The organism is Celeribacter halophilus (assembly GCF_018860305.1).
Taxonomy (GTDB): Bacteria; Pseudomonadota; Alphaproteobacteria; order Rhodobacterales; family Rhodobacteraceae; genus Celeribacter; species Celeribacter halophilus_A.
On record NZ_JAHKPE010000012.1, the window covers coordinates 52,779 to 79,005 of the forward strand.

Sequence of the window (26,227 nt, forward strand, 5' to 3'; positions counted from 1 at the left end):
CGAGGGTTTGCCAGTGTCAGTTGTCTTGTCTCTTCAAGGCAATAGCCCCGAAGGGCCATAGCGTAAAAGAGAAATGGGCGGAGCCGAAGCCCCACCCGAAGTTTGTTTACTGCCAGGACGCCACGAGATCGTCATAGGCAACGGTTTGCGGTTCCTCGCGCTCCATCTCGATGGCCGGTTTCGGCGCACCTTCCATGGCGAGCCATTCCGCCGCGTCTTTTTCCTCGTTCATCACAGGACCAAGATCGCCCTGAATGCCCGCACGTTCGAGACGTTCCATCACGCGCTCCATGTCGGAACACAGGCTGTCGAGGGCCTCTTGTGCGGTTTTGGCACCGGACATGGCGTCACCGATATTCTGCCACCACAGTTGGGCGAGTTTCGGATAGTCCGGCACGTTGGTGCCAGTCGGCGACCAGCGCACACGATCCGGCGAGCGGTAGAATTCGACCAGACCGCCGAGTTTCGGCGCACGTTCCGTAAAGCTTTCGTGCTGGATCGAGCTTTCGCGGATGAAGGTCAGGCCGACATGGGATTTCTTCACATCCACCGTTTTGGAGGTGACGAATTGCGCATAGAGCCATGCGGCCTTGGCGCGGTCTTCCGGTGTGGATTTCATCAGCGTCCACGAGCCCACGTCCTGATAGCCGACTTTCATACCCTCTTCCCAATAGACACCATGCGGCGAGGGGGCGAGGCGCCATTTCGGCGTGCCGTCCTCATTCATCACGGCAGGGCTGTCGACCAGCGGTGCGACAAAGGTGGTATACATGAACATCTGCTGCGCGATGTTGCCCTGACCCGGAACCGGACCGGCCTCGGAGAAGGTCATTCCCATCGCCGAGGGCGGGGAGTATTTGTTGAGCCATTCCACGGCTTTTTCCACCGCATAGACGGCAGCAGGGCTGTTGGCCGCGCCACCGCGGGCCATACAGGCACCGACCGGCTGGGAGTTTTCATTGACGCGAATGCCCCATTCATCGACCGGAAGGCCGTTGGGTTCGCCTTTGTCGCCCATGCCCGCCATGGACATCCACGCATCGGTGTAGCGCCAGCCGAGGGACGGGTCTTTCTTGCCGTAGTCCATCGAGCCGTAGACCTCGACCCCGTCAATCTCGCGACCGGTGAAGAACTCCGCGATGTCCTCATAGGCCGACCAGTTGACCGGAACGCCTAGGTCATAGCCGTATTTCTCTTTGAATTCGGCCATGATTTCGGGATCGGTGAACCAGTCATTGCGGAACCAGTAGAGGTTGGCGAATTGCTGGTCGGGAAGCTGGTAGAGCTTGCCATCGGGAGCGGTGGTGAACTGCAAGCCGATGAAGTCGTCGAGATCAAGGCCGGGGTTGGTGACATCCGCGCCTTCGTTTGCCATGAAGTCGGTGAGGTTGCGCACCTGTTGATAGCGCCAGTGGGTGCCGATCAGGTCGCTGTCATTGACGTAGGCGTCGTAGATATTCTCGCCCGACTGCATCTGGGTCTGGAGTTTCTCGACCACATCGCCTTCGCCGATCAGGTCATGGGTGACCTTGATGCCGGTGATGGCCTCGAACGCCGGTGCAAGCACCTGACTTTCGTATTCATGGGTGGTGATGGTCTCGGAGACGACCTTGATCGCCATGCCTTTGAACGGTTCGGCGGCGTCGATGAACCATTGCATTTCGGCTTCCTGCTCTGCCCGCGTCAGCGCGGACATATCTCCGATTTCAGCGTCGAGGAATTCCTTCGCCGCCTCCATATCGGCCCATGCCGGACCGCATAGGATGCCGAGCGCAAGCGCCACGGCGGTGGTTGATTTGATCGTCTGGTTCATAGTTTCCTCCCTAATTGAACCCAATCCATTCGACGTTCCAAAACCGGCGCTCCCCGCGCCGGTTCGCACTCCTTCACACCCAGCGGAACACCGCTGCGGCATAGAGGAGACACACAATCAGCGCGGCGGGCTGTGCCGTGCCGACAAGGCCCAGCCACGCGAGATTGATGAAAGCCGACCCCAAAAGGGTGATGAACAGTCGATCCCCCCTTGTGGTCTCGATCCGCAAAACGCCAACACGCGGCGTTTCGGGAAATTTGATCGCCAAGACGGTGAAGATCACCAACAGCGTCGCAATCGTTGCGAAAAATGCGGCGGTCGGCCAAGTCCATGCCATCCAATCCATTGTTCGATCCTCCTGCGATCAGACCCGCCCGAGGGCAAAGCCCTTGGCGATGTAGTTACGGACAAACCAGATGACGAGCGCACCCGGCACGATGGTCAGCACCCCTGCGGCGGCCAGAACGCCCCAGTCGACACCGGCGGCCCCGACCGTGCGCGTCATGGTGGCGGCAATGGGCTTGGCATCCACCGAGGTGAGCGTGCGCGAGAGCAAAAGCTCGACCCAGCTGAACATGAAGCAAAAGAACGCCGCAACCCCGATGCCTGACGCGATGAGCGGCATGAAGATCTTCACGAAGAACCGCCCGAAGCTGTAGCCGTCGATATAGGCGGTCTCGTCGATTTCCTTGGGCACGCCGCGCATGAACCCTTCGAGGATCCAGACCGCCAGCGGCACGTTGAACAGGCAATGCGCCAGCGCCACCGCGATATGCGTGTCGAACAGCCCGATCGAGGAATAAAGCTGGAAGAACGGCAGGGCGAACACGGCAGGCGGTGCCATACGGTTGGTCAGCAGCCAGAAGAACAGGTGCTTGTCACCAAGGAAATTGTAGCGCGAAAAGGCATAGGCGGCGGGCAAAGCCACGGCCAGAGAGATGGCCGTGTTCATCACCACATAGATCATCGAATTGACATAGCCCATATACCACGCCTCGTCAGTGAGGATGGTGACGTAATTGGCAAATGTCAGATCACGCGGCCAGAGCGAGAAACTGCCCAGAATCTCGGCATTGGTTTTCAGGCTCATGTTGATCAGCCAGTAGATCGGCAGCATCAGGAACACGAGATAGACCGTCATCACCACAGCGCGGCTGTTGACCTTGGGAAGACTCCGCCGCTTGGTCGCGGCAACAGGTGCGGTTGCGTCTGTCATCTTAGAGGCCCTTTTTGTCGAGATTGACCATCACGGTGTAGAACACCCATGAGATCAAAAGGATCACGAGGAAATACATCAGGGAAAAGGCGGCGGCGGGTCCGAGGTCGAACTGCCCCAGTGCCATTTTCACAAGGTCGATGGACAGAAGCGTTGTCGCATTGCCCGGACCTCCGCCCGTGACGACGAACGGCTCCGTATAGATCATGAAACTGTCCATAAAGCGCAGCAGGATCGCAATCATCAGCACGCCCATCATCTTGGGCAATTCGATAAAGCGGAACACCTTCCAGCGGCTCGCCTGATCAATCCGCGCCGCCTGATAATAAGCGTCGGGGATGGACTTCAGACCGGCAAAAGCCAGAAGCGCGACAAGCGAGGTCCAGTGCCAGACATCCATGACGATGATGGTGATCCATGCGGAGACTGTGTTCTGCGTGTAGTTGTAATTGATCCCGAGAGCCTCAAGCGTATGGCCCAAAAGCCCGATGTCCACGCGCCCGAAAATCTGCCAGATCGTGCCGACCACGTTCCACGGGATGAGCAGCGGCAAGGACATGACCACAAGGCAGAAGGACGACCAGAAGCCGGATTTCGGCATGTTGAGCGCCACGAAAATGCCCAGCGGAATTTCAATGGCCAGAATGATGCCGGAGAACATAAGCTGGCGTTGCAGGGCATTCCACATGCGCTCGTCGCTCAGCATCTCCTCGAACCATTCGAGACCGGCCCAGAAGAACTGGTTGTTGCCGAAAGTGTCCTGCACCGAATAGTTGACCACGGTCATAAGCGGGATCACGGCGGAAAAGGCCACAAGGATCAGTACGGGCAGCACGAGGAACCATGCTTTCTGATTGGTGGTTTTCTGTTGCATCAGGCGGCCTCCCCCTCTGTCGGCGCCACGCGCCAGTCATTCGCATAGACATTCACTTTCGCGGCGTCGAAGGTGACGCGGGTCATGTCCGCGCGCACCGGATCGTCCTCGCCGGAAATGATGTTGATGTCCTGACCGAAACATTCGGCGCGGATGATCTTGTGCCGTCCTGCATCCTCGATGCGGCGGATTTTCACGGGTAGGCCTTCGCTCTCGCTCAGGCGTACAAATTCAGGCCGCACGCCGATCTCGACCTTGCCGCTCAAAGGCGCATAACCCGAAGACAAGGCGACCTCCGCCCCGTTGACATAGGCCATCCGCCCCTCGACTTTCGCGGGGATGACATTCATCCCCGGCGAGCCGATGAAATAGCCGACGAATGTATGTTCCGGACGTTCGAAAAGCTCTTCGGGTGTGCCGATCTGGACCACCCGCCCGTCATACATCACCACCACCTTGTCGGCGAAGGTCAGAGCCTCCGTCTGGTCATGGGTGACATAAATCATCGTGTGACCGAAATCGTGGTGCAGCTTCTTGAGTTGCGTGCGCAATTCCCACTTCATATGCGGGTCGATCACCGTCAGCGGCTCATCGAACAACAGCGCATTCACATCCTTGCGAACCATGCCTCGGCCAAGCGAGATCTTCTGTTTCGCATCCGCCCCCAGTCCGCGCGCCTTCTTGCGCAGCATGTCTTCCATGCCGATCATCCGCGCGATCTCCTGAACGCGCTCGGCCACATAGGCTTCGTCGCGGCCACGGTTGCGCAGCGGGAAGGCCAGATTGTCCTGCACCGTCATCGTGTCGTAGACCACGGGGAACTGGAACACCTGCGCGATGTTGCGTTCTGCGGTCGGCGCATGGGTCACATCCTTGCCATCGAACAGGATACGGCCCTGCGACGGCATCAAAAGCCCCGAGATGATGTTGAGCAGCGTGGACTTGCCACAGCCCGACGCACCCAAAAGCGCATAGGCCTCGCCATCCTCCCAGTCGTAATTGAGTTCCTTGAGCGCGAAATCCGCTTCCGAGGCAGGGTTTGCCATGTAGGAATGCGCGAGGTTATCGAGTGTTATACGTGCCATTTCCGCCTCCCTTACGCTGCCATCGCATAGGCAGCAGGCGCAACGAGACGCCCGTCTTCACCGAATACATAGACGTGACGCGGATCGAGCCAGACATCGAGCGCGCCCCCGATGTCGAGATCATGCACCCCGTGGATCAGCCCGACCCAGCGCGCGCCGTGGTGATCCAGATGCACAAAGGTCTCCGAACCGGTCAGCTCCGTCACATGCAGGCGGGTTGTGAATTTCAGGGCTGTCTCCGAATGTTGGAGAATTTCCAGATGGTTCGGACGGAACCCCGCCATATAGCGCCCGTCGGGCAGGTCCGCGAGCTTGCCTGTGGCTTTGGTGCTCTGCCCGTCTCCGAACATCAGCTGCTCGCCCGTCTTGGCGATTTGCAGGAAATTCATCGGCGGATCGGAGAACACCCGCGCCGTGGTTGCATCGACCGGCTGGCGGTAGACGGCGGGCGTCGGCCCGAATTGCGTCACGCGGCCTTCCCAAAGCGTCGCCGTGTTGCCACCCAACAAAAGCGCCTCTTCGGGTTCGGTGGTCGCATAGACGAAAATCGCGCCTGAGGCTTCGAAGATTTTCGGAATCTCGATGCGCAATTCCTCGCGCAGCTTGTAGTCGAGATTGGCCAGAGGCTCGTCGAGCAACACCAGCCCTGCATTCTTGACCAAGGCCCGCGCGAGGGCGCAGCGTTGCTGTTGCCCGCCGGACAGTTCAAGCGGCTTGCGCTCCAGCATCGGGGTGAGCTTCATCATCTCCGCGCTTTCGCGCACGCGGCGGTCGATCTCCGCACGGGAGACCCCCATCAGCCGCAGGGGCGAGGCGATGTTGTCATAGACGCTCATAGACGGGTAGTTGATGAACTGCTGATAGACCATCGCCACACGCCGGTCCTGCACCCGCATACCAGTCACATCCTGCCCGTCCCAAATGATCCGCCCCGAACTGGGCTGATCCAGCCCTGCCATGAGACGCATCAGCGATGTCTTGCCCGACAATGTCGGTCCAAGCAGCACATTCATTGTGCCTTTTTCGAGCGTCAAATCGGTCGGGGCTATATGTGTCTGCCCCTCCACGGTCTTTGACACGCCCTGTAATTCCAGCGTCATAAGGTCCTCCTCCCCGCGCCTGATTTCTGTCTGGCCGCTCCGGCTACTCTGCCGCGGCCACCCGTTCGCGTCGGGTTTTCATCCATTCCTCCAGTGTCGCGATCTGTGCCGCATCGAGCCGGAGCCCGAGTTTCGAACGCCGCCAGATCACATCTTCAGCGGTGCGCGCATATTCGTGATCCATGAGCCAGACAACCTCCGCCTCGCTCAGTGTCGCACCGAAATCCTCTCCCAGATCCTCAGCAGTTTTCGCCGCGCCAAGCAACAGCTGTGCTTCGGTCCCGTAGGCGCGCACCAGCCGTTTGGCCCAGCGATCCGTCAGAAACGGGTAACGGGCGCGTAGCTGGCCAACCAAATCCGCGACACCGTCCACCGGGAAATCGCCCCCCGCAAGAGGCACACCTGCCGTCCACGGGCCCGTCGCGTCCGGCAGATGTTCTGCAATCTTTTCAAGCGCGCTTTCGGCAAGGCGACGATAGGTCGTGATCTTGCCGCCGAAAATATTGAGCACCGGTGCGCCAGCAGTCGCATCCACCTTGAGCGTATAATCCCGCGTGGCCGCTGTCGCTGATGATGCGCCATCGTCATAGAGCGGGCGCACACCGGAATAGCTCCAAACCACATCTTCCGCAGAAATCGGCTCTTTGAAATACTTATTGGCGAAGGCGATCAGGTAATCGCGTTCCTCATCGGTGCAATAGGGTTTCTCGGACGGGTCGCGATGCTCCGCATCCGTGGTGCCGATCAGGGTAAAATCCGTCTCGTAAGGAATGGCGAAAATGATACGCCCGTCTGTGCCCTGAAAGAAGTAACATTTGTCGTGATCGTAAAGCTTGCGCGTCACGATATGGCTGCCACGCACGAGACGCACACCTTCTTTCGAGGGCAGGTCAATCGTCTCGTGAATGACATTGCCAACCCAAGGCCCCGCCGCATTCACCAGCATTTTCGCATAATGGGTCTGCGAACCGCCGCTTTCCATGTCCTGCACCTCAATGCGCCACAAATCGCCTTCGCGGGCGGCGCGGGTCACTTTGGTGCGGGTCATGATCGTCGCCCCGCGCGCCTCGGCATCGCGGGCATTGAGCGCGACGAGACGCGAATCCTCGACCCAGCAATCGGAATATTCATAGGCCTTGGCAAACCGCTCTTGCAGCGGCGCACCCTCTGGCGAGCTTCGCAGATCACGGGTCTCTGTGGCCGGAAGAATTTTGCGCCCGCCCAGATGGTCATAGAGGAACAGCCCCAAACGGATCAGCCACGCGGGGCGGCGTCCTTTCATCCACGGCATCACAACGGAGAGCAGCTTGGAAGTCGGCGTTTCCGCCTCGAACCGCATATCCTTGTGATAGGGCAGCACGAAGCGCATGGGCCAGCTGATATGCGGCATGGCGCGCAACAGCACTTCGCGTTCGATCAGCGCCTCACGCACCAGCCGCACCTCGAAATACTCCAGATAGCGCAACCCGCCGTGGAACAGTTTGGTCGAGGCGGACGAGGTGGCGGAGGCCAGATCATCCATCTCCGCAAGCGTCACGGAATAGCCGCGCCCTGCGGCGTCACGCGCAATTCCGCAGCCATTGATGCCGCCGCCGATCACAAACAGATCGACCGGATTCGAAACTTGCTGTGCGTTCACGCCTAGTCCTCCGTGCCTTCGCAAAAAACCTACACGCGAAAAGAGAAAACTCGCAAGTCCATTTTTTCGTTTTTGTTCGTTTTAAAATTTATCACCGAATTTCAATATTTTGGGAAATACGTCTTTGTATAATTTCTGCGCCTGCGAAGCCGAATTTTGGATTTTTTTGCCCTTCCGACAAGAATCGACTGGATTCGCGGGGGGGTAATAGGGTCTTTTAAGGAATACATAGCCAAAACGAACCAAAGCGAACCGATATGTCCAACAACTTCCGTCATCCCGAAATCGTCGAGATCGCCCGAAAGACGGGAAAAGTGACGGTAGAAGACCTCGCCGACCATTTCGGCGTGACGCTTCAGACGATCCGCCGCGACCTCTCCGAGCTTGCCGATGAGGGGAGGCTGGAGCGGGTGCATGGCGGGGCGGTGATGCCCTCGGGCACTACTAATATCGGCTATGAGGACCGGCGGCTGCTCAATGCCGAGGCGAAAACCGCCATCGCACGGGCCTGTGCCGCGCGTATTCCGAACGGAATCTCCCTGTTTCTCAACATCGGCACAAGTACGGAAGCGGTCGCGCAGGAATTGCTCCAGCATGAGGGCCTCATGGTTGTGACCAACAATATGAACGTGGCCAATATTCTCGCCACCAATCCGAAATGCGAAGTCATTGTGACCGGCGGGCATTTGCGGCGATCGGACGGCGGGTTGGTCGGCACATTGGCGGCGCAGACTATCCAGAAGTTCAAATTCGATCTCGCAGTGATCGGCTGTTCCGCGCTGGATCAGGACGGGGACTTTCTCGACTTCGACATTCAGGAGGTCAATGTCAGCCAGACCATCCTGCGCCAGTCCCGCAAGACCTACCTTGTCTCGGACCACACAAAATTCTCCCGCAGCGCACCAGCGCGGATCGCGTCTCTGGCGGATGTGGATGCGTTTTTCACGGATTGCGCGGTCGCCCCCGAGCTTGCCGCCTCCTGCACAAGCTGGGGCACAGAAGTGGTTTACGCCGGATAAGAACTGGCACGGCGGCTCATTCACCGATGGATAAACCGCCGGAGGGCAGATACACGGGAGCAAACAAGGATTGGAGATCACGGATGAGCGCACAGAACCCCGAACTGGTAGAAACCGATCTGGTCTCGCCCGTCCAACTCTATGACTTTGAACAAAAGACCCTGTTTTCCCCCAAAGAGCGCGGCGAGGGGTTTATCAAACTCAGTGTGACCACCGGCAAGAAAGGTGCGCGCAGCGTTGCCCATTGCCATCCGCGCGACGAGGTCACGCTAACCCTGTCCGGCGAAGCGGTCCTGCGCGCCAATGGGCAGGAGTTCTATATGAAGCCGGGCACCGCGCTACGTGTGCCGCCGGGCTGTGTGCATGAGGTCGAAGTGCTGTCCGAGGAATGGACCGTCGTGGCCGCCTATTGCGACGAATGTCAGCTCTGCCGCCCGTAAACTTCCCGTAAGACGCGCGAAGGCTCTGCCACATGCGCCCGCGCCGAATCTCCGAACCTACCTCCGCCTGTCCTGCGGTTTTGAACCGCCGCGAAAAGGGGCAGAGGGTGGAGACTTCCCGACATGTGACTGAATAAAGCACAAAACTTAGGCACTTTTCGGGCATTCATAAAAAAAACAGTCTGGACAGCTTTTTTTTATTTGCACCCCTGACCTCCGCCCCTAAGGCTGTGCAGATATGTCGCACCTGCCCAAAGGAATGGTGCACATCCGAAACCCATGCGGGACACATAACGCGTTTGCACCGTCATGCCGTATCGGCGCCAAGACCAAGACGGGGCCAGCGACCCCACCGACAACACATATATGCGGACGCAAAACGTGCCACGCATGCGAGTTAGGACAACAGATGACACTTACTTTGCTCAAGAACGCCAGAATTGTAGACGGGACATCTCCGGAGCCGACCGATCCGGTGGGGATCGTCATTGAAGGCGGCAAGATCAAAGAGGTTGGCAAGGATGTGACCGCCGATGCGGAGCACGTGTTTGATATGGCGGGCCTGACGGTCATGCCGGGTCTGACCGACTGCCATGTGCACGTCATTGCCACCACCGCCAATCTGGGCCTGAACGCCGAACTGCCGACATCGCTTGTCGCCGCCCGCAGCAGCCAGATCATGCGCGGCATGCTGATGCGTGGCTTTACCACGGTTCGGGATTTGGGCGGCGCGGATCGCGGTCTGCAACTCGCCGTCGAAGAAGGTGCGTTTCTCGGCCCGCGTCTGGTGATCTGTGGCAAGGCCCTGTCGCAAACCGGCGGACACACGGATTACCGTGGTCCGTTCAGCAACCGTGATGTGAGCTGGTATCCCGAAGTGCTCGGCACTTTGGGCCGCAAATGTGATGGCGTGCCGGAAATCCAGCGCGCGGTGCGTGAAGAGCTCAAAAACGGTGCGCAATTCGTCAAGGTCATGGCCGATGGCGGGGTGTCCTCGCCCTCCGATCCGGTCGGCTATCTGGTCTTTTCCGTCGAAGAATTGAAAGCCATGGTCGAGATTGCCAAGGGCTTTGGCACCTATGCGACCGGCCACCTCTATTGCGACGAAGCCATTGTCCGCGCACTGGATTGCGGGTTCGAATGTATCGAGCACGGCAACCTGATGTCCGACTCCACCATCGAACGAGTGGCGAAAGAGGGCGTTGCGGTTGTGCCGACCAACATCACCTATGACATTCTCGCCAAGTCGGGCGCGGAGTTCGGCATGCCTGCGGAATCTGTTGCCAAGGTCGTGGATGTGCGCGAGGCCGGTCTCGAACGCCTCGAAAAGATGCACAAGGCAGGCGTTCTGATGGGCTACGGCTCGGATTTGCTCGGCGGGATGCATTCGGAACAATCGGGCGAGTTCACCCTGCGCGGGCGATATCTGCCTGCGGATGCGGTGATCCGGTCTGCCACGGTCGATGCGGCCAAGGTGCTGCGGATGGAAGGGCAGATCGGGGAGATCACCCCGGGGGCCTTTGCCGACATCATCGCCGTCGATGGCAACCCTCTGGACGATCTGGCGCTTTTGACTGGTCAGGGCGCCCATATGCCGTTCATTATGAAAGAAGGCCAAGTCATCAAGAAAACGGCCGCGCTTTCCTGATACGCGGGCCTGATCCGCGGGAAGGCGCAATGCCTTCTCTTATCACCCACACTTCACACCGCTTCCACTCTGGCCAGCCCGCGAAACACAACAACGACTGCGGGCGGTCATACATCCTTAACCAACAGGAAAATACCAATGAAAAAACTTCTGACCTACACGGCACTTGCCGGACTTATGGCGGGTTCCGCCGTGGCCGAAACGAATTTCATCGCCAACAGCTTCTATGACGGGGCCGTGCCGATGTCCGGCGAGGGCTATATCCGCTGGGCCGAACTGGTCGAAGAACTGTCCGGTGGCGAACTGGTGCCCGAAGTCTTCACCGGCACCGTGCTTCTGGCGCCGCGCGCCTCCATGCAGGGCATTCAGGACAATGTCGTTCAGGTCGCGCACCACGCCGCCGTCTACACGCCCTCCGATCTGCCCGTCTCCAACGCGGTGCAGGATCTCGGCTTTGCCTATTCCGATCCGCTGACCGCAATTTTCGCTGTGGCCGAGTTCTCGATGACCAACGAAGCCCAGCTTCAGGAATGGAAAGACAGCAAGCTGGTCTATCTCGGTGCCTATGCCACTCCGGCCTATGTGCTGATGTGTTCCAGCCCCGTGCGCAATCTCGAAGAGATGGCCGGCAAACGTATCCGCACAGCGGGTTCTGCGGTGTCTGTCTGGGTCGAAGATGCCGGCGGCATTCCCGTCAACGTGCCTTCGAGCGAAATGTATACCGGTCTGGAACGCGGCACGCTTGATTGCGCCACAAACGCGGCCAGCGACCTTCTCGACCGTTCGCTCCTCGAAGTGGCGGAACACACCACCCTGCTCTCCACAGGCATGTATTGGTCCGGCCCGCAGTGGGGCTATAACGTCGATTTCTGGGCCTCGCTCACACCGGAAGACCGTGCGGTTCTGATGGAAGCCTCCGCCCGTTCGATGGCCCGCATCGTGATTGCCTATAACGCCAAGGTTGACGCCGGTCTCGCCGCGTCTATCGCCGCAGGTGGCAATGTCTACGAGCCGGAGCAGGATCTGGTTGAGCATGTGACCACCTTCCGCGCCAAAGCCGCTGAAGGCGCAATCGAGAAAGCCGAGGCTGCGGGTGTCGCAGATCCGGAAGCGCTGATTGGCGATTTCCAGGACACAATGCAGAAATGGGCCGACCTTCTGGCGGAAATCGAACCGACCGACGAAGATGCCCTGACCGCGCTGGCTATGGAAGAAATCTATAGCAAGATCGATCCGGCCACATACGGCGTCGAGTAAACACCTGCGGGCTCGCCTTTCGTGCGGGCCCGCTCTCCATTCAGCTACATTCAGGACGTTGCGATGCAGTTCTTACTCAACGCGATCCGCTGGCTCAACATCGGGACAGCCACCGCCGCTTGCATTGTCATGGTATTGATGATGTTCCACATCACCCTTGATGTGGGTGTCCGGTATTTTTTCAACGGCCAGATCGTCGGCACATTGGAGTGGGTTTCTTTCTACTACATGGTCGCTCTGGTCTTTCTCGCCTTCGGCTTTGTCGAGCACCGAAACGAAAATATCCGCGTTGATCTTTTCGCGCAGAAAATGCCGAAATCCGTGCAACTGGGCCTCTATATCTTTGCCTGTGTGCTGGGCCTGATCTTTTTCGGGATGCTGTTCTGGCAATCCCTGCAAGACGCCATCAGCGCCACACAACGCGGCGAGGAGGCCATGAGCAACTTCCGCTTTTTGATCTGGCCTGCGCGTTGGGCTTTGCCCGTCGGCTTTATCGGCGTTCTGTTCGCGGTTCTCGCCAATCTGTTGAAGGCGATCTCCCGCCGCGAGGCGCTCTGATGCAGGGCTGCGCTTATCCGAACACACGCCCCGACAACATAACATCTCCCACACGACACGGCACAACGAAGGACTTTGCGCAATGAGCAACCTAGAAATCGGCATCGCAGGCGTCTTTGCCGCGTTGATCCTGATCGCAATTCGTGTGCCGATCGGGCTGGCGCTCGGGCTGGTGTCCATTGCAGGCATCGGGTTCATGTTCAATATGAATGTCGCTTGGGGCATGATCTCGGCCACACCGTTTGACTATGTCGGCTCATGGGAACTTTCGGCAGCGCCCATGTTTTTGTTGATGGGGTTTCTGTGCTCCTCCACCGATATGACACGGGGGCTGTTTCTCGCGCTTAGGCTATATCTGGCGAAACTGCCCGGCGGTCTGGCGATCACCTCGGTGGGAGCCTGTGCCTTTTTCGCGGCAGCGTCCGGTTCTTCGGTTGCAACCGCCTCGGCCATGTCGCGTATGGCCGTGCCGGAAATGCTCGACAACGGCTATGACCGTGGTCTGGCAACGGGCACGATTGCGGCCTCTGGCACTTTGGGCTCGCTGATCCCGCCCTCGGTCCTGCTCATCCTCTACGGGGTTTATGCGCAGGTCTCTGTGGGCCAGCTGTTCATGGCCGGTTTCATACCGGGCATCCTCTCCGCGCTGATCTACATGGCGATGATCATGATCCGCGTCAAACTCAAACCCTCGCTTGCCGGCACTGTTCAGGTTAACCCGACCGAAGAAGAACGCCGCGAAGCCTTTCGCGATGTCTGGCCCTTGCCCACGCTGATCCTTGTTGTGCTTGGCGGGATTTTCACCGGCGTCTTTTCTCCGACAGAAGCCGGTGCGCTCGGCGCATTTGCGGCTCTGATCATTGCGATTGTCCGCCGCAAACTGACCCGCGCGGCCTTGTTCGAGGCGGTCTCTCAAGCGATCATCTCGACCGCGTCCATCTTTATCATCCTGATCGGTTCGCTGTTCTTCACCCGTTTCCTGGCCCTCTCGGGCTTCCCGCGGGCCTTCGCCGATGCGATCCTGTCGGTCAGCACGGAGACATGGTGGATTCTTCTGGCGGTCTCGGTGATCTTTCTGGTGCTTGGCATGTTGATCGACAGCATCGGCCTGTTGCTTTTGACCCTGCCGATCCTTGTGCCGCTGGTGAACGAGGCGGGCATCAATCCGGTCTGGTTCGGGATCATCGTCATCAAGCTGCTTGAAGTCGGGCTGATCACGCCGCCAATCGGGTTGAATGTCTATATGATCAACGGGGCCTTGAACAACCGCGTGACCTTGCCAGAAATTTTCCGTGGCATCTCGTGGTTTCTGGCGATGGACCTTCTGACCCTGATCATCCTGATCCTCTTCCCGATCCTGACATTGTGGCTGCCCTCGCTGGCCTACTAACAGCGCAGGCAATGACCACGCACGAAAACGGGGGCCACTTGGTGGCCCCCTTCTTTATGTCATAATGTCATATGCAAAGTTGATCGGCGCTTTTAGGAATATCTGTGCGGCCTGCTATGCAGTCGCCAAGTGGCCGGCGTTAAAAACCGGCCCCGTTCCGCTCGATGTAGCGCAGTGTCATCAAGGTCAAAGGTGCGACGAAGGCTTTGGCATGTTGAAAGCTCTGTGCATCAAACGCATCGGGTTTCGCCAAAAGATTCACAGAGCCGAGCAATACCCCGCCCCATGCGATCCGCAGGTTGATGGCACAGCCGAAGCCGAGATCGAGAATGGCAAGGGCATCCTGAAACGCGAAGTGGAGGGCGTTTGCATCCGGTGAGAACAGGTGACGGCCTTCAAACACCAGTGCGGTTTCCCAGCCGGTGCCGACCATGCTTTTGACGCTGCCGACCGGATAGCTGTCTTCTTCGCTCGAATATATCCGCCGCAGCTTTGTCTCCGGCTCCAGAAGGGAGACCGCGACATAGCACGGGCCGATAAGGCTCTGAAGAGGGGGCACAAAAGCGGAAAAGCCCGAAGGCCCCTCGCTCAGATTTTCCGCCAGCGCATCAAGAGCCGTGGTGAGGGAGGGGCTTCGGGTCATGGTATCGCCTTTGTTATTTTGCGGCTGTCATCAGTTCTGGCAGCCAGAGCGCGATTTGCGGGAAGGCCGCGAGCAGCGCCGCCCCGATGCACATAAGCACAAAGAAGGGGAAAGCATACCATGCAACCGTGAGAATGCTCTTGTCCGTCAACCGTTGCAGGATGAACAGGTTGAAGCCGATGGGCGGGGTGATCTGTCCCAGTTCGATCATGACGACCAGAAAAACACCGAACCAGAGTGGATCAATACCGGCGGCGACGATCAGGGGCAGGGTGATCGGCAGGCTCATCACGGTGATAGAGACCCCATCGAGAAACAGCCCCAAGATGATATAGAACACGGCCAGCACGAGGATGAGTTGATAGTGGCCCAGATCGAGCCGCGCAATCATTTCGGAGGTCTGTTGCGGCACGCGCAGATAGCCCATGGTTGTGGAAAGCACTGCCGCGGCGGCCAGAAGCGAACAAATCACCGCCGAAAGTTTGATCGCGCCGTAAAGGGAGTCGTAGAGCACGGACCAGTTCAGCTGCTTTTGCACGCCCGTCAGGACCAGTGTCGCAAAAACGCCAACGGCGGCGGCTTCGGTCGGGGTGGCGATGCCACTGTAGATCGAACCCAGCACCAGAACCACGAGAATGCCCACAGGGAGCAGGTCCATCATCGAGCGTGCGAGCACCGGCAGCGTCAAACGCACCTTCGCCGCAGGGGCCAGCGCGGGATTGGCCGCCGCGCGCAGCATGACATAGCCGGAATAAAGCCCCGCGATCAGCAAGCCGGGCAGAATGCCCGCCGCAAAAAGCTTTGCGACCGACACTTCGGCGAGCACACCATAGACGATCATGACGATGGACGGCGGGATCAAAAGACCGAGGCTACCAGCGCCCGCCAGCGAACCGATGGCAAGGGTCTCGTCATAACCACGGCTTTTCAATTCCTTGATGGTGATCTTCCCGACCGTCGCCGTGGTGGCCGCACTGGAGCCGCAAACGGCGGCAAAGAGCGTGCAGCCCATGATATTGGTGTGCAGCATCCGCCCCGGCGCGAGATTTGCAATGGGGGCCAGACCGTTAAAGAGCCGCCGTGCGATGTCGGTGCGGAAAATCAACTCGCCCATCCAGACAAAAAGCGGAATCGCGGAGAGCTCCCATGCACTGGAGGCACGCAGAATGATCGTGGAATTGATGACGCCGGTTTTCAGGAAGGTGAAATCCAGCATGAACACCAGAGAGGCGACGGACACCAGCAGCAAGGCAATGAATATCCAGACCCCGAACCCGAGCGCGGCCACAAGCATGACCAGAACGGCGAGGGCAACTTCGACTGACGACATATTAGGTATCCTGCTGTTCGGGGTGGAGAGAGGGATCGGCTTTTTCAGGCAAACGTCCGGTGACGGCCTGAAGAAGATGGACGGAAAGTTGCAGCCCGAAACACACAAGGCCGATCACGACCAGAGATTGCGGGATCCAGAGCGGGGTTTCGAGAATGGAGGTCGAGGTGGTGCCCCGTTCCCAACTGCGCATCACGGTGCGGATGAGGAACCAGCACAGAAAGCTGATGGTCGTCAGACCGAGCAGGGCGCAAATGCCTTCGACAAAGCGTTTGGGGATCGGGCCGAGGGCTTCCATCAGAAGCCCGACACGGATGAGTTCCCCGTCGCGCAACGCCGCCCCCAGACCGAAAAACGCCGCCGCCGCTGTTGCGTAGCCGACAAATTCCTCAAGGACGAAGGTCGACCTGGAGAAGAGATTGCGCAATACGATCTCAAGCAGGATATGGCCCACCATCAAAACCACGCAGAGCATCGCTGCATAGGCGGACAGGGATGTCACGCGATCCACAAATCTTTCGTATCGGGTCATTGTTCTGTCTTCTCCCTCACGCGCACTCCGACACCTGCGTCGCAGGCATTGGAGAAACGACATGTAGTATTTTGATTTATGAAGCCTTTTCGAGCTCAAAAATGTATCTTTAGAGGATCACATAAGGCTTGGTCAGATCACGAGACAGACAGACAGCCGCCTCGTGACAGGGGCGTTACTGCATCTTGCTTTTGTATTCTTCGAGAATGGCCGCGCCATCAGGGCCGGCTTTTTCCAGCCAGCTTGCCATCGAGGCATCCGATGCGCTGCGCAATGTATCGAGCACATCTGCGGGCACATCTTCGACAACATCCACGTTGTTCTCACGCAAGATCGCATAGTTCTCTTGCAGACGCTCGGCCAACAGACCCCACTGGCGATCCACAGTCTCCTGAGCGGCCTGACGCACGGCGGCCTGTTCGTCGTCGTTCAATGCTTCAAAGGCATCAAGGTTCATGTGAATGACATTGACCGGCGTTGTGTAGTTGACCGCCAGATAGTTCGGCAGGAATTCCCAAAGCTTGGAATTCACCCCGCCTTCAGCCGAGGTCACCGCCGCATCCAGCGCGTTGGTGGCAAGCTGGGCCATCACATCGCCCCAAGACAGTTGCAAGGGCGCAGCACCGGCCTCTTGGAAGACGATGGTCGCATTGGCATCCGCCACACGCACTTTCAGATCCTGCAAACTGGCCGTGTCCGACACCGGCTCACGCGACCACAGGCCCGACGGGGGCCAGGGCGAGGAAAAGAGATAGACCTGATTGTTGTCGGCAAAGGTCTTGGCGTAGCGCGAAGCCAGAACCTCTTCCAACACTTTGGCTTCTTTCTCGGATGTCACAACAAAGGGCTGGGACGGGAGCAGGAAGATCGGATCGACACCAGAAAGCTGGCCGATGAAGGTGTTGGCAATATCAATCGCCGCATCAGAGACCGCATAGAAGTGGTCCGCCGATTTATAGCCAAGCCCGCCACCGGGGAAATAGTCGATCGCCACCGAACCGTTGGTCAGTTCATTGACACGCTCAAGGAAAAAGCGGTCGCCGTCGGCCTGAAAGCTCGTGTCGGCATATTCGTTCGCCATGTTGAATTTGGTCTCGGCCAAGGCGGTCTGCGCCGAGCCGAAAGCCGCCGCTGCAGTGATAAGCGCGATGAGGCTGTGTTTAAGTTTCATTCGAATGATCCTTCCCGGTTGGTCTGTGTTGGGCGTTGTTTTTATGGATTGGGTAGAAAGCAGAGGTCGTCACGAGATGTGAAAGCGGTCCTGTCCTCTTGATCGGGACGTGAGGGCGCCTCTTTTTTGTAGATTGTATCCAGTATCCATAACCAGAGACCTCTTCCCGTCAAGCGCCTTTCTTTCTCTAAGAAAAGGAGCGAGGACCGGATTGAACCGCCCGAACGCAGGCAAAGGTGAAAAAACAACGCGTTACGCCGCATATTTCGGACCGGCGTGCAAAACAGCGTAGGGCAGGGGCGTTCCGCGAAATTTGCCTCGCGACAGATTTTTGAACGAATGACTATAAAATAGGCAGTTTAGACGCCGTCGCATTTTGGTGCGGGAATTCACCGCTTGCCCCACATCAATGATTTACCAGAACGCCTGACGTGATAATAATTTTACGCCAAGCCTTCTGCATCAAGACGCGTATTGAAAGACCAGACATTGATTATGACACAGACCCCGCGCCCCCTCAGCAAACAAGAGGCGAAATCCGTTGATATGCAGCGGCGCGTTTGCGCAGCGACGGTCTCTGTTCTGGCGGAGGTCGGCTATGAACGTGTGTCCACAAAGCTGATTTCCGAACGTGGAAAGATGTCCCGTGGTGCGCTGAACTATCATTTCCCGACGAAGAACGATCTGTTCGTAGCGGCCTATGAATATGTATTGGCGGAGTGGGAAAAGGAATGGCCCTTTTGCGATCTGGATGCGCAGGGTAGCCTGACCACAGAGGCGCTGATCGATGCTCTCTGGACCGAACTGTTTTCCAAAAGCACCTATCTGGCCATTCTTGAACTTATGCTGGCGGCGCGACTGGACCCTGATCTGGGCACACGGTTGCGCGCGGCTCTGGCCCGATGGTCAAAGAAACGCGATCGGCGCACCATTCAGATGATGGGACTTGATCCTGACGACGAGATGGCCTCGAAGCTCTTGCGGCTCAACCTGTGTATGCTGCGCGGGATTTGCGTCAACCGGTTCTGCGCAGATGGCACCTATGCCGAAGAGCCGCTGATCGAAATCTGGAAAGACATTCTGGCTCGCGAAATGAAGACACATTTTGCCACGCCGGTTGAGACCCCCTGAGCCTCACGCATCAACGGAACGCGCCTCAAGCGAGGATACAAGACTGTCTCCGGCATCGTGAATATGCTGTTTGAGCAGGGCCACCGCCGCCTCGACATTCCGCGCACGGCAATATTCCAAAAGCGCACGATGCTCTTTCTGGGCGGCTTCGAATGTCTCGCTGATCAACAATTGAAGCCGGACGTAGCGTTCGACCTGAAGGTTGACGCCTTGCACAATCGCCAGCGTTTGGGTGCGGTTGGCGGGCACATAGAGGCTCCGGTGGAATTCCCAGTTCAACGAGCCCCATCGGTTGATGTCTCTTTCCTCATAGGCTTTTTCAAGCTCGCGAAGCACCTGTTCGGAGGCATCAAGATCGGCATCCGTCATGTTCGGGATCGCATGTTCCAGCAAGACGCTTTCGAGATTGACGCGCAGCTCATAGAGTTCCTGCGCCTGCTCGGCGGGCATGGCGGCGACAACCGCCCCTTTGTGCACCTTGGTGACAATCAGTCCGGCGGCCTCAAGCTGACGAAATGCCTCGCGCACGGGCATACGGCTACACTCATATTCTTCGGCAAGAGCTTCTTGAACCAGAGATTCGCCCGGTTTGAATTCACCATTCAAAATGCGCTCGCGCAGGGAGTCTGCCAAGGCTTCGGGAAGGCTCTGGCGTTTCAGACTATGGCTTTTGGTCAATCCCATTCCCGATTTCATGATGTATATTCCGACGCCGTGTTATTGGATCCAGCCCGCAGATTTACATAATCTGCCGCCCACCGCCATAGGAAACGCAGTCAAGCACCTGAAACACGGGGAAGCGCGAACAGGGGAGGGGAGGGGAGAGCAGCCGATACAAAAAGGCGGCCACCCGAAAGCGGCCGCCCTCACACTCTGCAGGGGTTCAGAGTGTTTTCAGTTTCTCGATGGCATCCGTTACCGTGGCAACGACGAAATCGCGCTCGTCACCGACCAAAGGCAGACGCGGGGCACGCACCCATTCCGGCGCACCGTAAACGAGGTTTTCGGCCAGCTTGATATATTGCACCAGCTTCACATGGGTATCGAGGTGGAAAGACGGCGTCAGCACCTGATAAAGTTTGCGGGCTTGCGCATATTTCTCGTCTTGGCACAGGCCGAAGAGTTTTACACATTCCGCCGGCCAGACATTGGTCATGCCGGACACCCAGCCCGTCACACCCAGCGCACTGCTTTCGACGATGAGATCATCCACGCCGCAGAACAGGCTGAACCGGTCACCGAAAGCGATATACATATCGGTCACACGACGAATATCGCCGGTTTCTTCCTTGATACAAACGATTTCCGGCGTATCGACGAGTTCTTTGAGAACCTCGACCGTGCAATCCACGCCATAGGCAATCGGGTTGTTGTAGATCATGATCGGCAGAGGCGTGGCAGAGGCGATGCCTTTATACCACGCAACAGTTTCGCGATCATCGGTCTTATAGCCAAGGCTCGGGAAGACCATCAGACCCTGCGCACCGCAGTCCTGATAGATCTTCGCAGAGGCCTTCGCGCGTTCCAGCGTAGTTTCGGCCAGACCGGACAGCACCGGCACACGACCTGCGGCAGTCTCGACCGCGGCACGGATGATGGCTTTGCGTTCGTCCATTTCCATGGAGGCATTCTCGCCCAGCATCGGCAGAACGATCACACCGGATACGCCGTTTTCGATGAGGCGTTCAATGCTTGCTTTGGTTGCGTCGATATCAACGCTGCCGTCTTCTTTCAGCTTGGTGGTGACAGCGGGGAAGACGCCTTTCCAGATGGCCATTGCCTGTTCCTTTCGGGAATTTTGAAATTCGGATGTGAAAGAGCCGCCTCGCAGCGCCCCCTTGAAAAGCTGGTCACAACAGCTGCGCACGGCAGGGGATGCCGCATCAAAGATTCTGTTGTGACCTTGCGACCCTTAAACTGGATCCAATCGACAGTTGTCAATTTATTTTTCCCGTGTACAAGAGAAAGAGCACCTCACACAGGGGAATCGGAGTGGCCATGCAACACAAGAAAGTCGCCATCATTGGCGCAGGGATCGTTGGTCTGGCCTGCGCGTGGCATGTCCTGCAATCCGGTCACACGGTCGTGCTCGTTGATCCCGACCCTGAAGGCGACAAAACCTCTTTCGGGAATGCCGGAGGGATCGCGGTTAGCGAAGTTGTCCCCGCCTCGGCCCCCGGTGTGTTTCTCAAACTGCCCAAGTGGCTGTTCGACCCGCTCGGCCCTCTGAGCCTGCGCTGGACACATGCGCCACGGCTTCTGCCGTGGATGCTGCGGTTTTCCCGCGTCAGCACACGTTCGGAGATGGAGCGGATCGCCGGAGCCCTGTCTGCACTCAACAGCCGCACATATGACGACCTGATGCCCCTTTTGAACAGTGCTGGCCTGTCAGACAAGCTCTACAACCACGGCGCTTTGACCGTCTACGAAAGTGAAACGGCCTTTCAGGCGGATGCGGCGGAATGGGAATTGAAACGCCAGCATGGCGTGACCTGCACCCCGATGAGTGGAGACGAGGCACGCCAGCTTGAACCGGCCCTCAGCGGTCTTGTGCACAAGGCCATGTTCACCCCGCAATGGTCGCAAGTCTCGGACCCCAAAGACATTCACAACGGCCTTCTGGACATCGTGCTAGGCAACGGAGCCACCATCGCACGCGGCGCGGCCAAGCGGATCAACCAGACCGCGACAGGCGTCCGGATCGAGATGGACGGTGATGCTGATGTCAGCGCCGATCTGGTGGTCCTTGCGGCAGGAGCATGGTCCAAACCGCTTGCCGCCTCCATCGGAGATCGTGCTTTGCTCGAAAGCGAGCGCGGGTATAACACGACACTTCCAACTCCGGGCATTAGCATCACCCGTGAACTCATTTTTGCAGAACGCAAATTCGTCGCCACGCCACTTGCGACAGGATTGCGCATCGGGGGCGCGGCGGAGTTTGGCGGATTGACCTCAAGACCCAATTTCAAACGCTCCGAAGCACTGGTGAAACTGGCGAAACGCTACTTGCCCGATCTCGACAGTGACCAAGGAATCCAGTGGTCCGGCCATCGTCCCGCCACGCCCGACAGCCTGCCGGTCATCGGACATTCCCCGAACAACCGCAATGTGATCCATGCCTTCGGGCACGGCCACCTCGGCCTCACCCAAGCAGCCACGACCGGACGTCTTGTGGCGGACCTGATTGATAACAAACCTGCCAGCCTTGATCTGACACCCTACCGGATCGAGCGTTTCACATATGGAGCCTGAGTTATGAGACATAGTTTCTTTTGTGTGGATGCCCACACTTGCGGCAATCCTGTGCGCGTTGTCGCCGGTGGCGGGCCACAGCTTCCTGCCGTTCCCATGTCCGAGAAACGCGAAATCTTTCAGCGGGATCATGATTGGGTGCGTCAGGCGCTGATGTTCGAACCACGCGGCCATGATGTCATGTCCGGCACGATCCTCTACCCGTCCTCGCGCGAGGACTGTGACATCGGCGTGCTGTTTATCGAGGTGAGCGGCTGCCTGCCCATGTGCGGCCACGGCACCATCGGCACAGTGACCGCCGCCCTGGAAGAAGGGCTCGTCGTGCCGCGCACCGCCGGACAGCTTTCGCTGGAGACGCCCGCGGGGAAAGTGGACATCGAATACACGCAGAACGGCAACTATGTCGAACAGGTGCGGCTTTTCAATGTGCCCGCCTACCTGCACGCCCGCGATGTGATCCTGAACATCGACGGCTTGGGTGCCTTGAAAGTCGATCTTTCCTATGGCGGCAATTACTATGTCATCGTTGAGCCGCAGGACAACTGGTCCGGTCTCGACGATATGACCGTAAGCGACATTCAACGTCTCAGCCCGATCATCCGTGCCGCAGCGCAAGAGGCACTGGCCCCCGAACACCCGACCGACCCGCGCATTTCAGGCGTCAGCCATGTCATGTGGTGTGATGCCCCGACCCAGACCGAGGCGGATGCCCGCAACGCTGTGTTCTACGGCGAAAAAGCCATTGACCGCTCCCCCTGCGGGACAGGCTCCTCTGCGCGCATGGCGCAACTCCATGCTCGCGGGCGGCTCAAGACTGGCAACACCTTCATCCATGAAAGCATCATTGGCACGATGTTCACCTGCAAAGTGGAAGGTGAAACCCGACTGGGGGATTTCGACGCCATTCTCCCGAGCGTCGCCGGATGGGCGCGTGTCATTGGTCACAACACGATCTTCGTCGATGACCGCGATCCACTGATGACGGGATTTCAACTGCGGTAATTCGCCCGAAACAAAATGGCCTGCCGCGTTTCCGGGGCAGGCCAAATTTATTTACATCGCACAGGCGTCAGCGCACGACATACACCGAACAGTTGGAGTGCCGCACAACGCGAGCGGCATTCGGCCCCAAGAGATAGTCCTTCAAATCCGGCCGATGCGCACCGAGCACGATCAGGTCGGCCCCGTCCTTCTCCGCCGTTTCGAGGATTTCGTGATAGGCCGTTCCCACGGCCACCACATGACGGACATTTGCATTGGCTTCCGGCCCGAGAGCCTCTTCCACCAGATTGTTCAACGCCTCTTTCGCGTGTTTGCGTGCTTCCTTCGTGTGTTTCTCATCGAAGTAACCGCCCACCCAGCTCATCCCGTAATCGGGCAGCACGGTGATCACGTCGAGCTGCGCATTTTCGGCAGCGGCCAGACGTGCGGCGGTTTGCAAGACTTTCACCTCGTCTTTAACGCGGTTCACGTCGACGGCACAGAGAATGGTCTGGGTCATGCGAGTTCTCCTTCGAATTCACGCTTGGAGGCCGCCCGGCGTCGTTGCAGGACGGTCACGAGGCCCAAGAGGATGAGCGAAGGAATGAACATCAGTTCTTTCGGAAGCTGGTCGGCCGGAGCCTGAACATTCGTGATCTGCACCGGCTCGTCGCCGTAGAAATCGAAGCTCGACAGTTGCTCCGACAGGGGCGTGCCGAACATCGGCTCGTCCATGATCATGCGGTCGCCATCAGCCATGAGCATCAGCCCGAGCGCATCAAGACGCGCATCGCCGCCTTCAGCTTCCGGCACGGTGAGCGCCAGGTGGACATCCTTTTGCTCCAGCGTGTCGAAATCGGGGCCTGTCACCACGATCCGCAACTGCGAACCGGCGGGGGCTTCTTCAAGCGCCTGCGCGACAGCGGTGGGGGCGGTCTCGTGATAGGGCGGCTGGATCATGTCCATAAAGAACCCCGGACGGAAGAGGGTAAAGGCCACGAGCAAAAGTGCCACTGTTTCCCAAATCCGCGACTTGGTGATGTAAAAGCCCATCGTCGCTGCGGTGAACACCAGAATACCGATGGTCGCCACAATGAAGACGATGATCCCTTGCACCAGCGTGACATCAATCAACAGAAGGTCGGTGTTGAAGATGAAGACGAAGGGCAGGGCGACGGTCCGCAAGCTGTAGAAGAAAGCGGTGAACCCCGTGCGGATCGCATCGCCCCCCGACACAGCGGCGGCGGCGAAACTGGCCAGCCCCACAGGGGGCGTCACATCCGCCATGATCCCGAAGTAGAACACAAAGAGGTGAACGGCGATCAGCGGCACGATCAGCCCCGATTGTGCGCCAAGTTCGACCACCACGGACACCATGAGCGAGGACACAACGATATAGTTCGCCGTGGTCGGCAGGCCCATCCCGAGGATCAGCGACAGGATCGCCACGAACAGAAGCATCAGGATCAGGTTGCCGCCGGAGAGGAACTCGACGAAATCCGCCATCACCTGACCGATACCGGTGAGCGATACGGTGCCGACGATGATCCCTGCCGTTGCTGTGGCAAGGCCGATCCCGATCATGTTCCGCGCACCGTCGATCATACCTTCAACCAGATCAACCACACCTTCCTTGAGGCAATCCACCGCATCGCTTTCGCCGCGGAAGATTGCCTTGAGCGGCTTTTGCGTCAGAAGGATGAAAAACAACAGGAAGGTTGCCCAGAAGGCCGAAAGCCCCGGAGACTTGCGTTCGATCATCAGGAAATAGACCAGAACGATGATCGGCAGGAGGTAGTAGAGACCGGCGGTCCAGAGCTTGGCCACATCCGGCAGTTCCATCAATTCGGAATCAGGATCGTCGATTTCGAGATCATCGGATTTCGCGGCCAGTTTGATCAGACCGACATAGACCAGAGCAATCGCCACGGCGAGAATCCAGCCGCTGCCTTCGGGCACCATGGAGGTGATGAGGCGCACAGGGAATTGCGTGGCATAACACAGCCCGCCAAAGCCCGCGAAGAACAGGAACATCCCCATGATCGTGCGCCAGAGTGACACGACCTTGTTGCCGATGGTCGGCATGTTGTTTTTCACCGCTTCAAGGTGAACGATATAGACCAGCGCGATGTAGGAAATGATCGCGGGCACAAAGGCGTGTTTGATCACTTCGAAATAGGAAATGCCGACATATTCCACCATGAGGAACGCGGCCGCACCCATCACCGGCGGCATGATCTGGCCGTTCACCGAGGAGGCCACTTCGACCGAACCCGCTTTTTCGGCAGAAAATCCCACACGTTTCATCAACGGAATAGTGAATGTGCCGGTCGTCACCACGTTGGCAATCGAGGAGCCGGAAATCAGCCCAGTTGCCGCAGAGCCGACAACAGCCGCTTTTGCCGGACCACCACGCAGGTGTCCCAAAGCGCCAAAGGCCATTTTGATGAAATAGTTGCCCGCGCCCGCTTTATCGAGCAGCGCACCGAAGAGCACGAAGAGGAAGACGAATTGCGTCGAGACGTTGAGCGCAATGCCGAAGACGCCCTCGGTCGTGATCCACATATGCGACATGGCTTTGCGCAATGAGGCCCCCGCCCAACGGATCGAGTCCGGCACGGCTTCGGAGGCACCAAAGAAGACATAGCCAAGGAAGACAATGGCCAGAAGCACCATCACCGGCCCGAGTGTGCGGTAGGCTGCAATAAATAGGAATGCGAGCCCCGCGAGCGCGAAATAGGAGTCACTCGTATCCGCAAGCCCGCCGTTGCCGACGATTTTCTCGTAGAAGAAATAGCCATACATGGCGAGGAACGCCCCGCCGAGGCCCAAAATCCAGTCATACCACGGCACGGAGGACTTCGGCGCCGATTTGAACAGCGGATAGGCCATGGCCGACAGGAAGATCGCGAAGGCAAGATGGATCTGCCGCGCGTTGTTGATCATATCGCCGGGTAGAACTTTCAACCCGATCGGAGAGGCAAGGAGCACCTGGAAAACCGACCACAACAGCGCAACTGCCGCAATCACCTTACCCAATGTTCCCGGCACATTGCGTGCGCCGCTATCAGAAGCCGCCACCAGCTCCTGAAGCTCGGCCTCGTTCAAGGCCTGTTTCCCAGTGTCTGACATTGATCCCCATCGTCCC

24 protein-coding genes are annotated in these 26,227 nt (G+C 58.3%); 9 read left to right on the plus strand and 15 right to left on the minus strand.

The window, feature by feature from the left end:
- Positions 1-106: 106 nt before the first annotated feature.
- The 7 genes from KO492_RS01485 to glpD form a co-directional block, all read right to left on the minus strand.
- Positions 107-1,813: an ABC transporter substrate-binding protein gene (locus tag KO492_RS01485; RefSeq protein ID WP_216043346.1), complete on the minus strand. Its 1,707-nt coding sequence runs from the start codon at positions 1,811-1,813 to the stop codon at positions 107-109.
- Between the two features lie 73 nt (positions 1,814-1,886).
- On the minus strand, positions 1,887-2,159 hold the full coding sequence (locus tag KO492_RS01490) for a DUF2160 domain-containing protein (RefSeq protein ID WP_216043347.1): 273 nt from the start codon (positions 2,157-2,159) through the stop codon (positions 1,887-1,889).
- Between the two features lie 18 nt (positions 2,160-2,177).
- On the minus strand, positions 2,178-3,029 hold the full coding sequence (locus KO492_RS01495; RefSeq protein ID WP_066598698.1) for a carbohydrate ABC transporter permease: 852 nt from the start codon (positions 3,027-3,029) through the stop codon (positions 2,178-2,180).
- 1 nt (position 3,030) lies between these two features.
- Complete coding sequence (locus tag KO492_RS01500; RefSeq protein ID WP_066598697.1) at positions 3,031-3,903, minus strand: carbohydrate ABC transporter permease; 873 nt, start codon at positions 3,901-3,903, stop codon at positions 3,031-3,033.
- A complete protein-coding gene (locus KO492_RS01505) occupies positions 3,903-4,988 on the minus strand; it encodes an ABC transporter ATP-binding protein (RefSeq protein WP_216043348.1) in 1,086 nt (361 codons plus the stop codon). Before KO492_RS01505 ends, KO492_RS01500 begins: the two co-directional genes overlap by 1 nt.
- An 11-nt stretch (positions 4,989-4,999) precedes the next feature.
- Positions 5,000-6,088 carry an ABC transporter ATP-binding protein gene (locus KO492_RS01510; protein ID WP_216043349.1) on the minus strand — a complete coding sequence of 363 codons (1,089 nt, stop codon included), beginning with the start codon at positions 6,086-6,088 and terminating at the stop codon, positions 5,000-5,002.
- 43 nt (positions 6,089-6,131) lie between these two features.
- Positions 6,132-7,727 (minus strand): glycerol-3-phosphate dehydrogenase, encoded by a 1,596-nt coding sequence (gene glpD, locus KO492_RS01515; RefSeq protein WP_216043350.1) that lies wholly within the window; start codon positions 7,725-7,727, stop codon positions 6,132-6,134.
- 257 nt (positions 7,728-7,984) lie between these two features.
- Here glpD and KO492_RS01520 point away from each other — a divergent pair, with 257 nt between their 5' ends.
- The 6 genes from KO492_RS01520 (at position 7,985) to KO492_RS01545 (ending at position 14,039) form a co-directional block, all read left to right on the plus strand.
- Positions 7,985-8,746 carry a DeoR/GlpR family DNA-binding transcription regulator gene (locus KO492_RS01520; RefSeq protein WP_216043351.1) on the plus strand — a complete coding sequence of 254 codons (762 nt, stop codon included), beginning with the start codon at positions 7,985-7,987 and terminating at the stop codon, positions 8,744-8,746.
- Between the two features lie 83 nt (positions 8,747-8,829).
- The gene (locus tag KO492_RS01525; protein WP_216043352.1) at positions 8,830-9,186 is read left to right on the plus strand and encodes a cupin domain-containing protein; all 357 of its coding nucleotides are present in this window, start codon (positions 8,830-8,832) and stop codon (positions 9,184-9,186) included.
- 409 nt (positions 9,187-9,595) lie between these two features.
- Positions 9,596-10,834, plus strand: coding sequence for a metal-dependent hydrolase family protein (locus tag KO492_RS01530; protein WP_216043353.1), 1,239 nt, complete (start codon positions 9,596-9,598; stop codon positions 10,832-10,834).
- A gap of 138 nt (positions 10,835-10,972) precedes the next feature.
- Positions 10,973-12,091: a C4-dicarboxylate TRAP transporter substrate-binding protein gene (locus KO492_RS01535; RefSeq protein WP_216043354.1), complete on the plus strand. Its 1,119-nt coding sequence runs from the start codon at positions 10,973-10,975 to the stop codon at positions 12,089-12,091.
- Positions 12,092-12,154: 63 nt separating this feature from the next.
- Positions 12,155-12,649 carry a TRAP transporter small permease subunit gene (locus tag KO492_RS01540; protein WP_216043355.1) on the plus strand — a complete coding sequence of 165 codons (495 nt, stop codon included), beginning with the start codon at positions 12,155-12,157 and terminating at the stop codon, positions 12,647-12,649.
- A gap of 82 nt (positions 12,650-12,731) precedes the next feature.
- Entirely contained in the window at positions 12,732-14,039 is a 1,308-nt protein-coding gene (locus KO492_RS01545; RefSeq protein WP_066598678.1) for a TRAP transporter large permease, read from the plus strand.
- 139 nt (positions 14,040-14,178) lie between these two features.
- On the opposite strand, the gene KO492_RS01550 is transcribed toward KO492_RS01545, so the two are convergent.
- The 4 genes from KO492_RS01550 to KO492_RS01565 all read right to left on the minus strand — a co-directional run bounded on the left by KO492_RS01550 (position 14,179) and on the right by KO492_RS01565 (position 17,715).
- A complete protein-coding gene (locus tag KO492_RS01550) occupies positions 14,179-14,682 on the minus strand; it encodes a hypothetical protein (protein WP_216043356.1) in 504 nt (167 codons plus the stop codon).
- Positions 14,683-14,695: 13 nt separating this feature from the next.
- The gene (locus KO492_RS01555; protein ID WP_066598674.1) at positions 14,696-16,012 is read right to left on the minus strand and encodes a TRAP transporter large permease; all 1,317 of its coding nucleotides are present in this window, start codon (positions 16,010-16,012) and stop codon (positions 14,696-14,698) included.
- A 1-nt stretch (position 16,013) separates the two neighbouring features.
- Positions 16,014-16,544 carry a TRAP transporter small permease subunit gene (locus KO492_RS01560; protein ID WP_216043357.1) on the minus strand — a complete coding sequence of 177 codons (531 nt, stop codon included), beginning with the start codon at positions 16,542-16,544 and terminating at the stop codon, positions 16,014-16,016.
- A gap of 175 nt (positions 16,545-16,719) precedes the next feature.
- Complete coding sequence (locus KO492_RS01565) at positions 16,720-17,715, minus strand: TRAP transporter substrate-binding protein (RefSeq protein WP_216043358.1); 996 nt, start codon at positions 17,713-17,715, stop codon at positions 16,720-16,722.
- A gap of 495 nt (positions 17,716-18,210) precedes the next feature.
- Between KO492_RS01565 and KO492_RS01570 the strand changes: the two genes are divergently transcribed.
- A complete protein-coding gene (locus tag KO492_RS01570) occupies positions 18,211-18,846 on the plus strand; it encodes a TetR/AcrR family transcriptional regulator (RefSeq protein ID WP_216043359.1) in 636 nt (211 codons plus the stop codon).
- Between the two features lie 3 nt (positions 18,847-18,849).
- On the opposite strand, the gene KO492_RS01575 is transcribed toward KO492_RS01570, so the two are convergent.
- Together KO492_RS01575 and KO492_RS01580 are read right to left on the minus strand one after the other, a co-directional pair.
- A complete protein-coding gene (locus KO492_RS01575) occupies positions 18,850-19,542 on the minus strand; it encodes a GntR family transcriptional regulator (protein ID WP_216043360.1) in 693 nt (230 codons plus the stop codon).
- Positions 19,543-19,729: 187 nt separating this feature from the next.
- Positions 19,730-20,623, minus strand: a complete 894-nt coding sequence (locus KO492_RS01580) for a dihydrodipicolinate synthase family protein (protein WP_216043361.1) — start codon at positions 20,621-20,623, stop codon at positions 19,730-19,732.
- A 221-nt stretch (positions 20,624-20,844) separates the two neighbouring features.
- Here KO492_RS01580 and KO492_RS01585 point away from each other — a divergent pair, with 221 nt between their 5' ends.
- Positions 20,845-22,098 (plus strand): NAD(P)/FAD-dependent oxidoreductase, encoded by a 1,254-nt coding sequence (locus tag KO492_RS01585; protein ID WP_216043362.1) that lies wholly within the window; start codon positions 20,845-20,847, stop codon positions 22,096-22,098.
- 3 nt (positions 22,099-22,101) lie between these two features.
- Positions 22,102-23,100, plus strand: coding sequence for a 4-hydroxyproline epimerase (locus KO492_RS01590; RefSeq protein WP_216043363.1), 999 nt, complete (start codon positions 22,102-22,104; stop codon positions 23,098-23,100).
- A gap of 67 nt (positions 23,101-23,167) precedes the next feature.
- Here the strand turns inward: KO492_RS01590 and KO492_RS01595 are convergent, their stop codons facing one another.
- Together KO492_RS01595 and KO492_RS01600 are read right to left on the minus strand one after the other, a co-directional pair.
- The gene (locus KO492_RS01595) at positions 23,168-23,599 is read right to left on the minus strand and encodes a universal stress protein (protein WP_216043364.1); all 432 of its coding nucleotides are present in this window, start codon (positions 23,597-23,599) and stop codon (positions 23,168-23,170) included.
- Entirely contained in the window at positions 23,596-26,211 is a 2,616-nt protein-coding gene (locus KO492_RS01600; protein ID WP_216043365.1) for a TRAP transporter permease, read from the minus strand. The genes KO492_RS01595 and KO492_RS01600 overlap by 4 nt, the downstream gene beginning before the upstream one ends.
- Positions 26,212-26,227 lie beyond the last annotated feature (16 nt).

Excerpts from the sequence above, each read along its gene's own strand:
- KO492_RS01575 (WP_216043360.1), bottom strand. The coding sequence starts at position 19,542 with ATGAAATCGGGAATGGGATTGACCAAAAGCCATAGTCTGAAACGCCAG.
- KO492_RS01560 (WP_216043357.1), bottom strand. The coding sequence starts at position 16,544 with ATGACCCGATACGAAAGATTTGTGGATCGCGTGACATCCCTGTCCGCC.
- KO492_RS01570 (WP_216043359.1), top strand. The coding sequence starts at position 18,211 with ATGACACAGACCCCGCGCCCCCTCAGCAAACAAGAGGCGAAATCCGTT.
- KO492_RS01495 (WP_066598698.1), bottom strand. The coding sequence starts at position 3,029 with ATGACAGACGCAACCGCACCTGTTGCCGCGACCAAGCGGCGGAGTCTT.
- KO492_RS01500 (WP_066598697.1), bottom strand. The coding sequence starts at position 3,903 with ATGCAACAGAAAACCACCAATCAGAAAGCATGGTTCCTCGTGCTGCCC.
- KO492_RS01580 (WP_216043361.1), bottom strand. The coding sequence starts at position 20,623 with ATGGCCATCTGGAAAGGCGTCTTCCCCGCTGTCACCACCAAGCTGAAA.
- KO492_RS01535 (WP_216043354.1), top strand. The coding sequence starts at position 10,973 with ATGAAAAAACTTCTGACCTACACGGCACTTGCCGGACTTATGGCGGGT.
- KO492_RS01555 (WP_066598674.1), bottom strand. The coding sequence starts at position 16,012 with ATGTCGTCAGTCGAAGTTGCCCTCGCCGTTCTGGTCATGCTTGTGGCC.
- KO492_RS01585 (WP_216043362.1), top strand. The coding sequence starts at position 20,845 with ATGCAACACAAGAAAGTCGCCATCATTGGCGCAGGGATCGTTGGTCTG.
- KO492_RS01485 (WP_216043346.1), bottom strand. The coding sequence starts at position 1,813 with ATGAACCAGACGATCAAATCAACCACCGCCGTGGCGCTTGCGCTCGGC.
- KO492_RS01590 (WP_216043363.1), top strand. The coding sequence starts at position 22,102 with ATGAGACATAGTTTCTTTTGTGTGGATGCCCACACTTGCGGCAATCCT.
- KO492_RS01600 (WP_216043365.1), bottom strand. The coding sequence starts at position 26,211 with ATGTCAGACACTGGGAAACAGGCCTTGAACGAGGCCGAGCTTCAGGAG.
- KO492_RS01510 (WP_216043349.1), bottom strand. The coding sequence starts at position 6,088 with ATGACGCTGGAATTACAGGGCGTGTCAAAGACCGTGGAGGGGCAGACA.
- KO492_RS01530 (WP_216043353.1), top strand. The coding sequence starts at position 9,596 with ATGACACTTACTTTGCTCAAGAACGCCAGAATTGTAGACGGGACATCT.
- KO492_RS01540 (WP_216043355.1), top strand. The coding sequence starts at position 12,155 with ATGCAGTTCTTACTCAACGCGATCCGCTGGCTCAACATCGGGACAGCC.
- KO492_RS01520 (WP_216043351.1), top strand. The coding sequence starts at position 7,985 with ATGTCCAACAACTTCCGTCATCCCGAAATCGTCGAGATCGCCCGAAAG.
- KO492_RS01505 (WP_216043348.1), bottom strand. The coding sequence starts at position 4,988 with ATGGCACGTATAACACTCGATAACCTCGCGCATTCCTACATGGCAAAC.
- KO492_RS01490 (WP_216043347.1), bottom strand. The coding sequence starts at position 2,159 with ATGGATTGGATGGCATGGACTTGGCCGACCGCCGCATTTTTCGCAACG.
- KO492_RS01550 (WP_216043356.1), bottom strand. The coding sequence starts at position 14,682 with ATGACCCGAAGCCCCTCCCTCACCACGGCTCTTGATGCGCTGGCGGAA.
- KO492_RS01595 (WP_216043364.1), bottom strand. The coding sequence starts at position 23,599 with ATGACCCAGACCATTCTCTGTGCCGTCGACGTGAACCGCGTTAAAGAC.
- KO492_RS01565 (WP_216043358.1), bottom strand. The coding sequence starts at position 17,715 with ATGAAACTTAAACACAGCCTCATCGCGCTTATCACTGCAGCGGCGGCT.
- KO492_RS01525 (WP_216043352.1), top strand. The coding sequence starts at position 8,830 with ATGAGCGCACAGAACCCCGAACTGGTAGAAACCGATCTGGTCTCGCCC.
- KO492_RS01545 (WP_066598678.1), top strand. The coding sequence starts at position 12,732 with ATGAGCAACCTAGAAATCGGCATCGCAGGCGTCTTTGCCGCGTTGATC.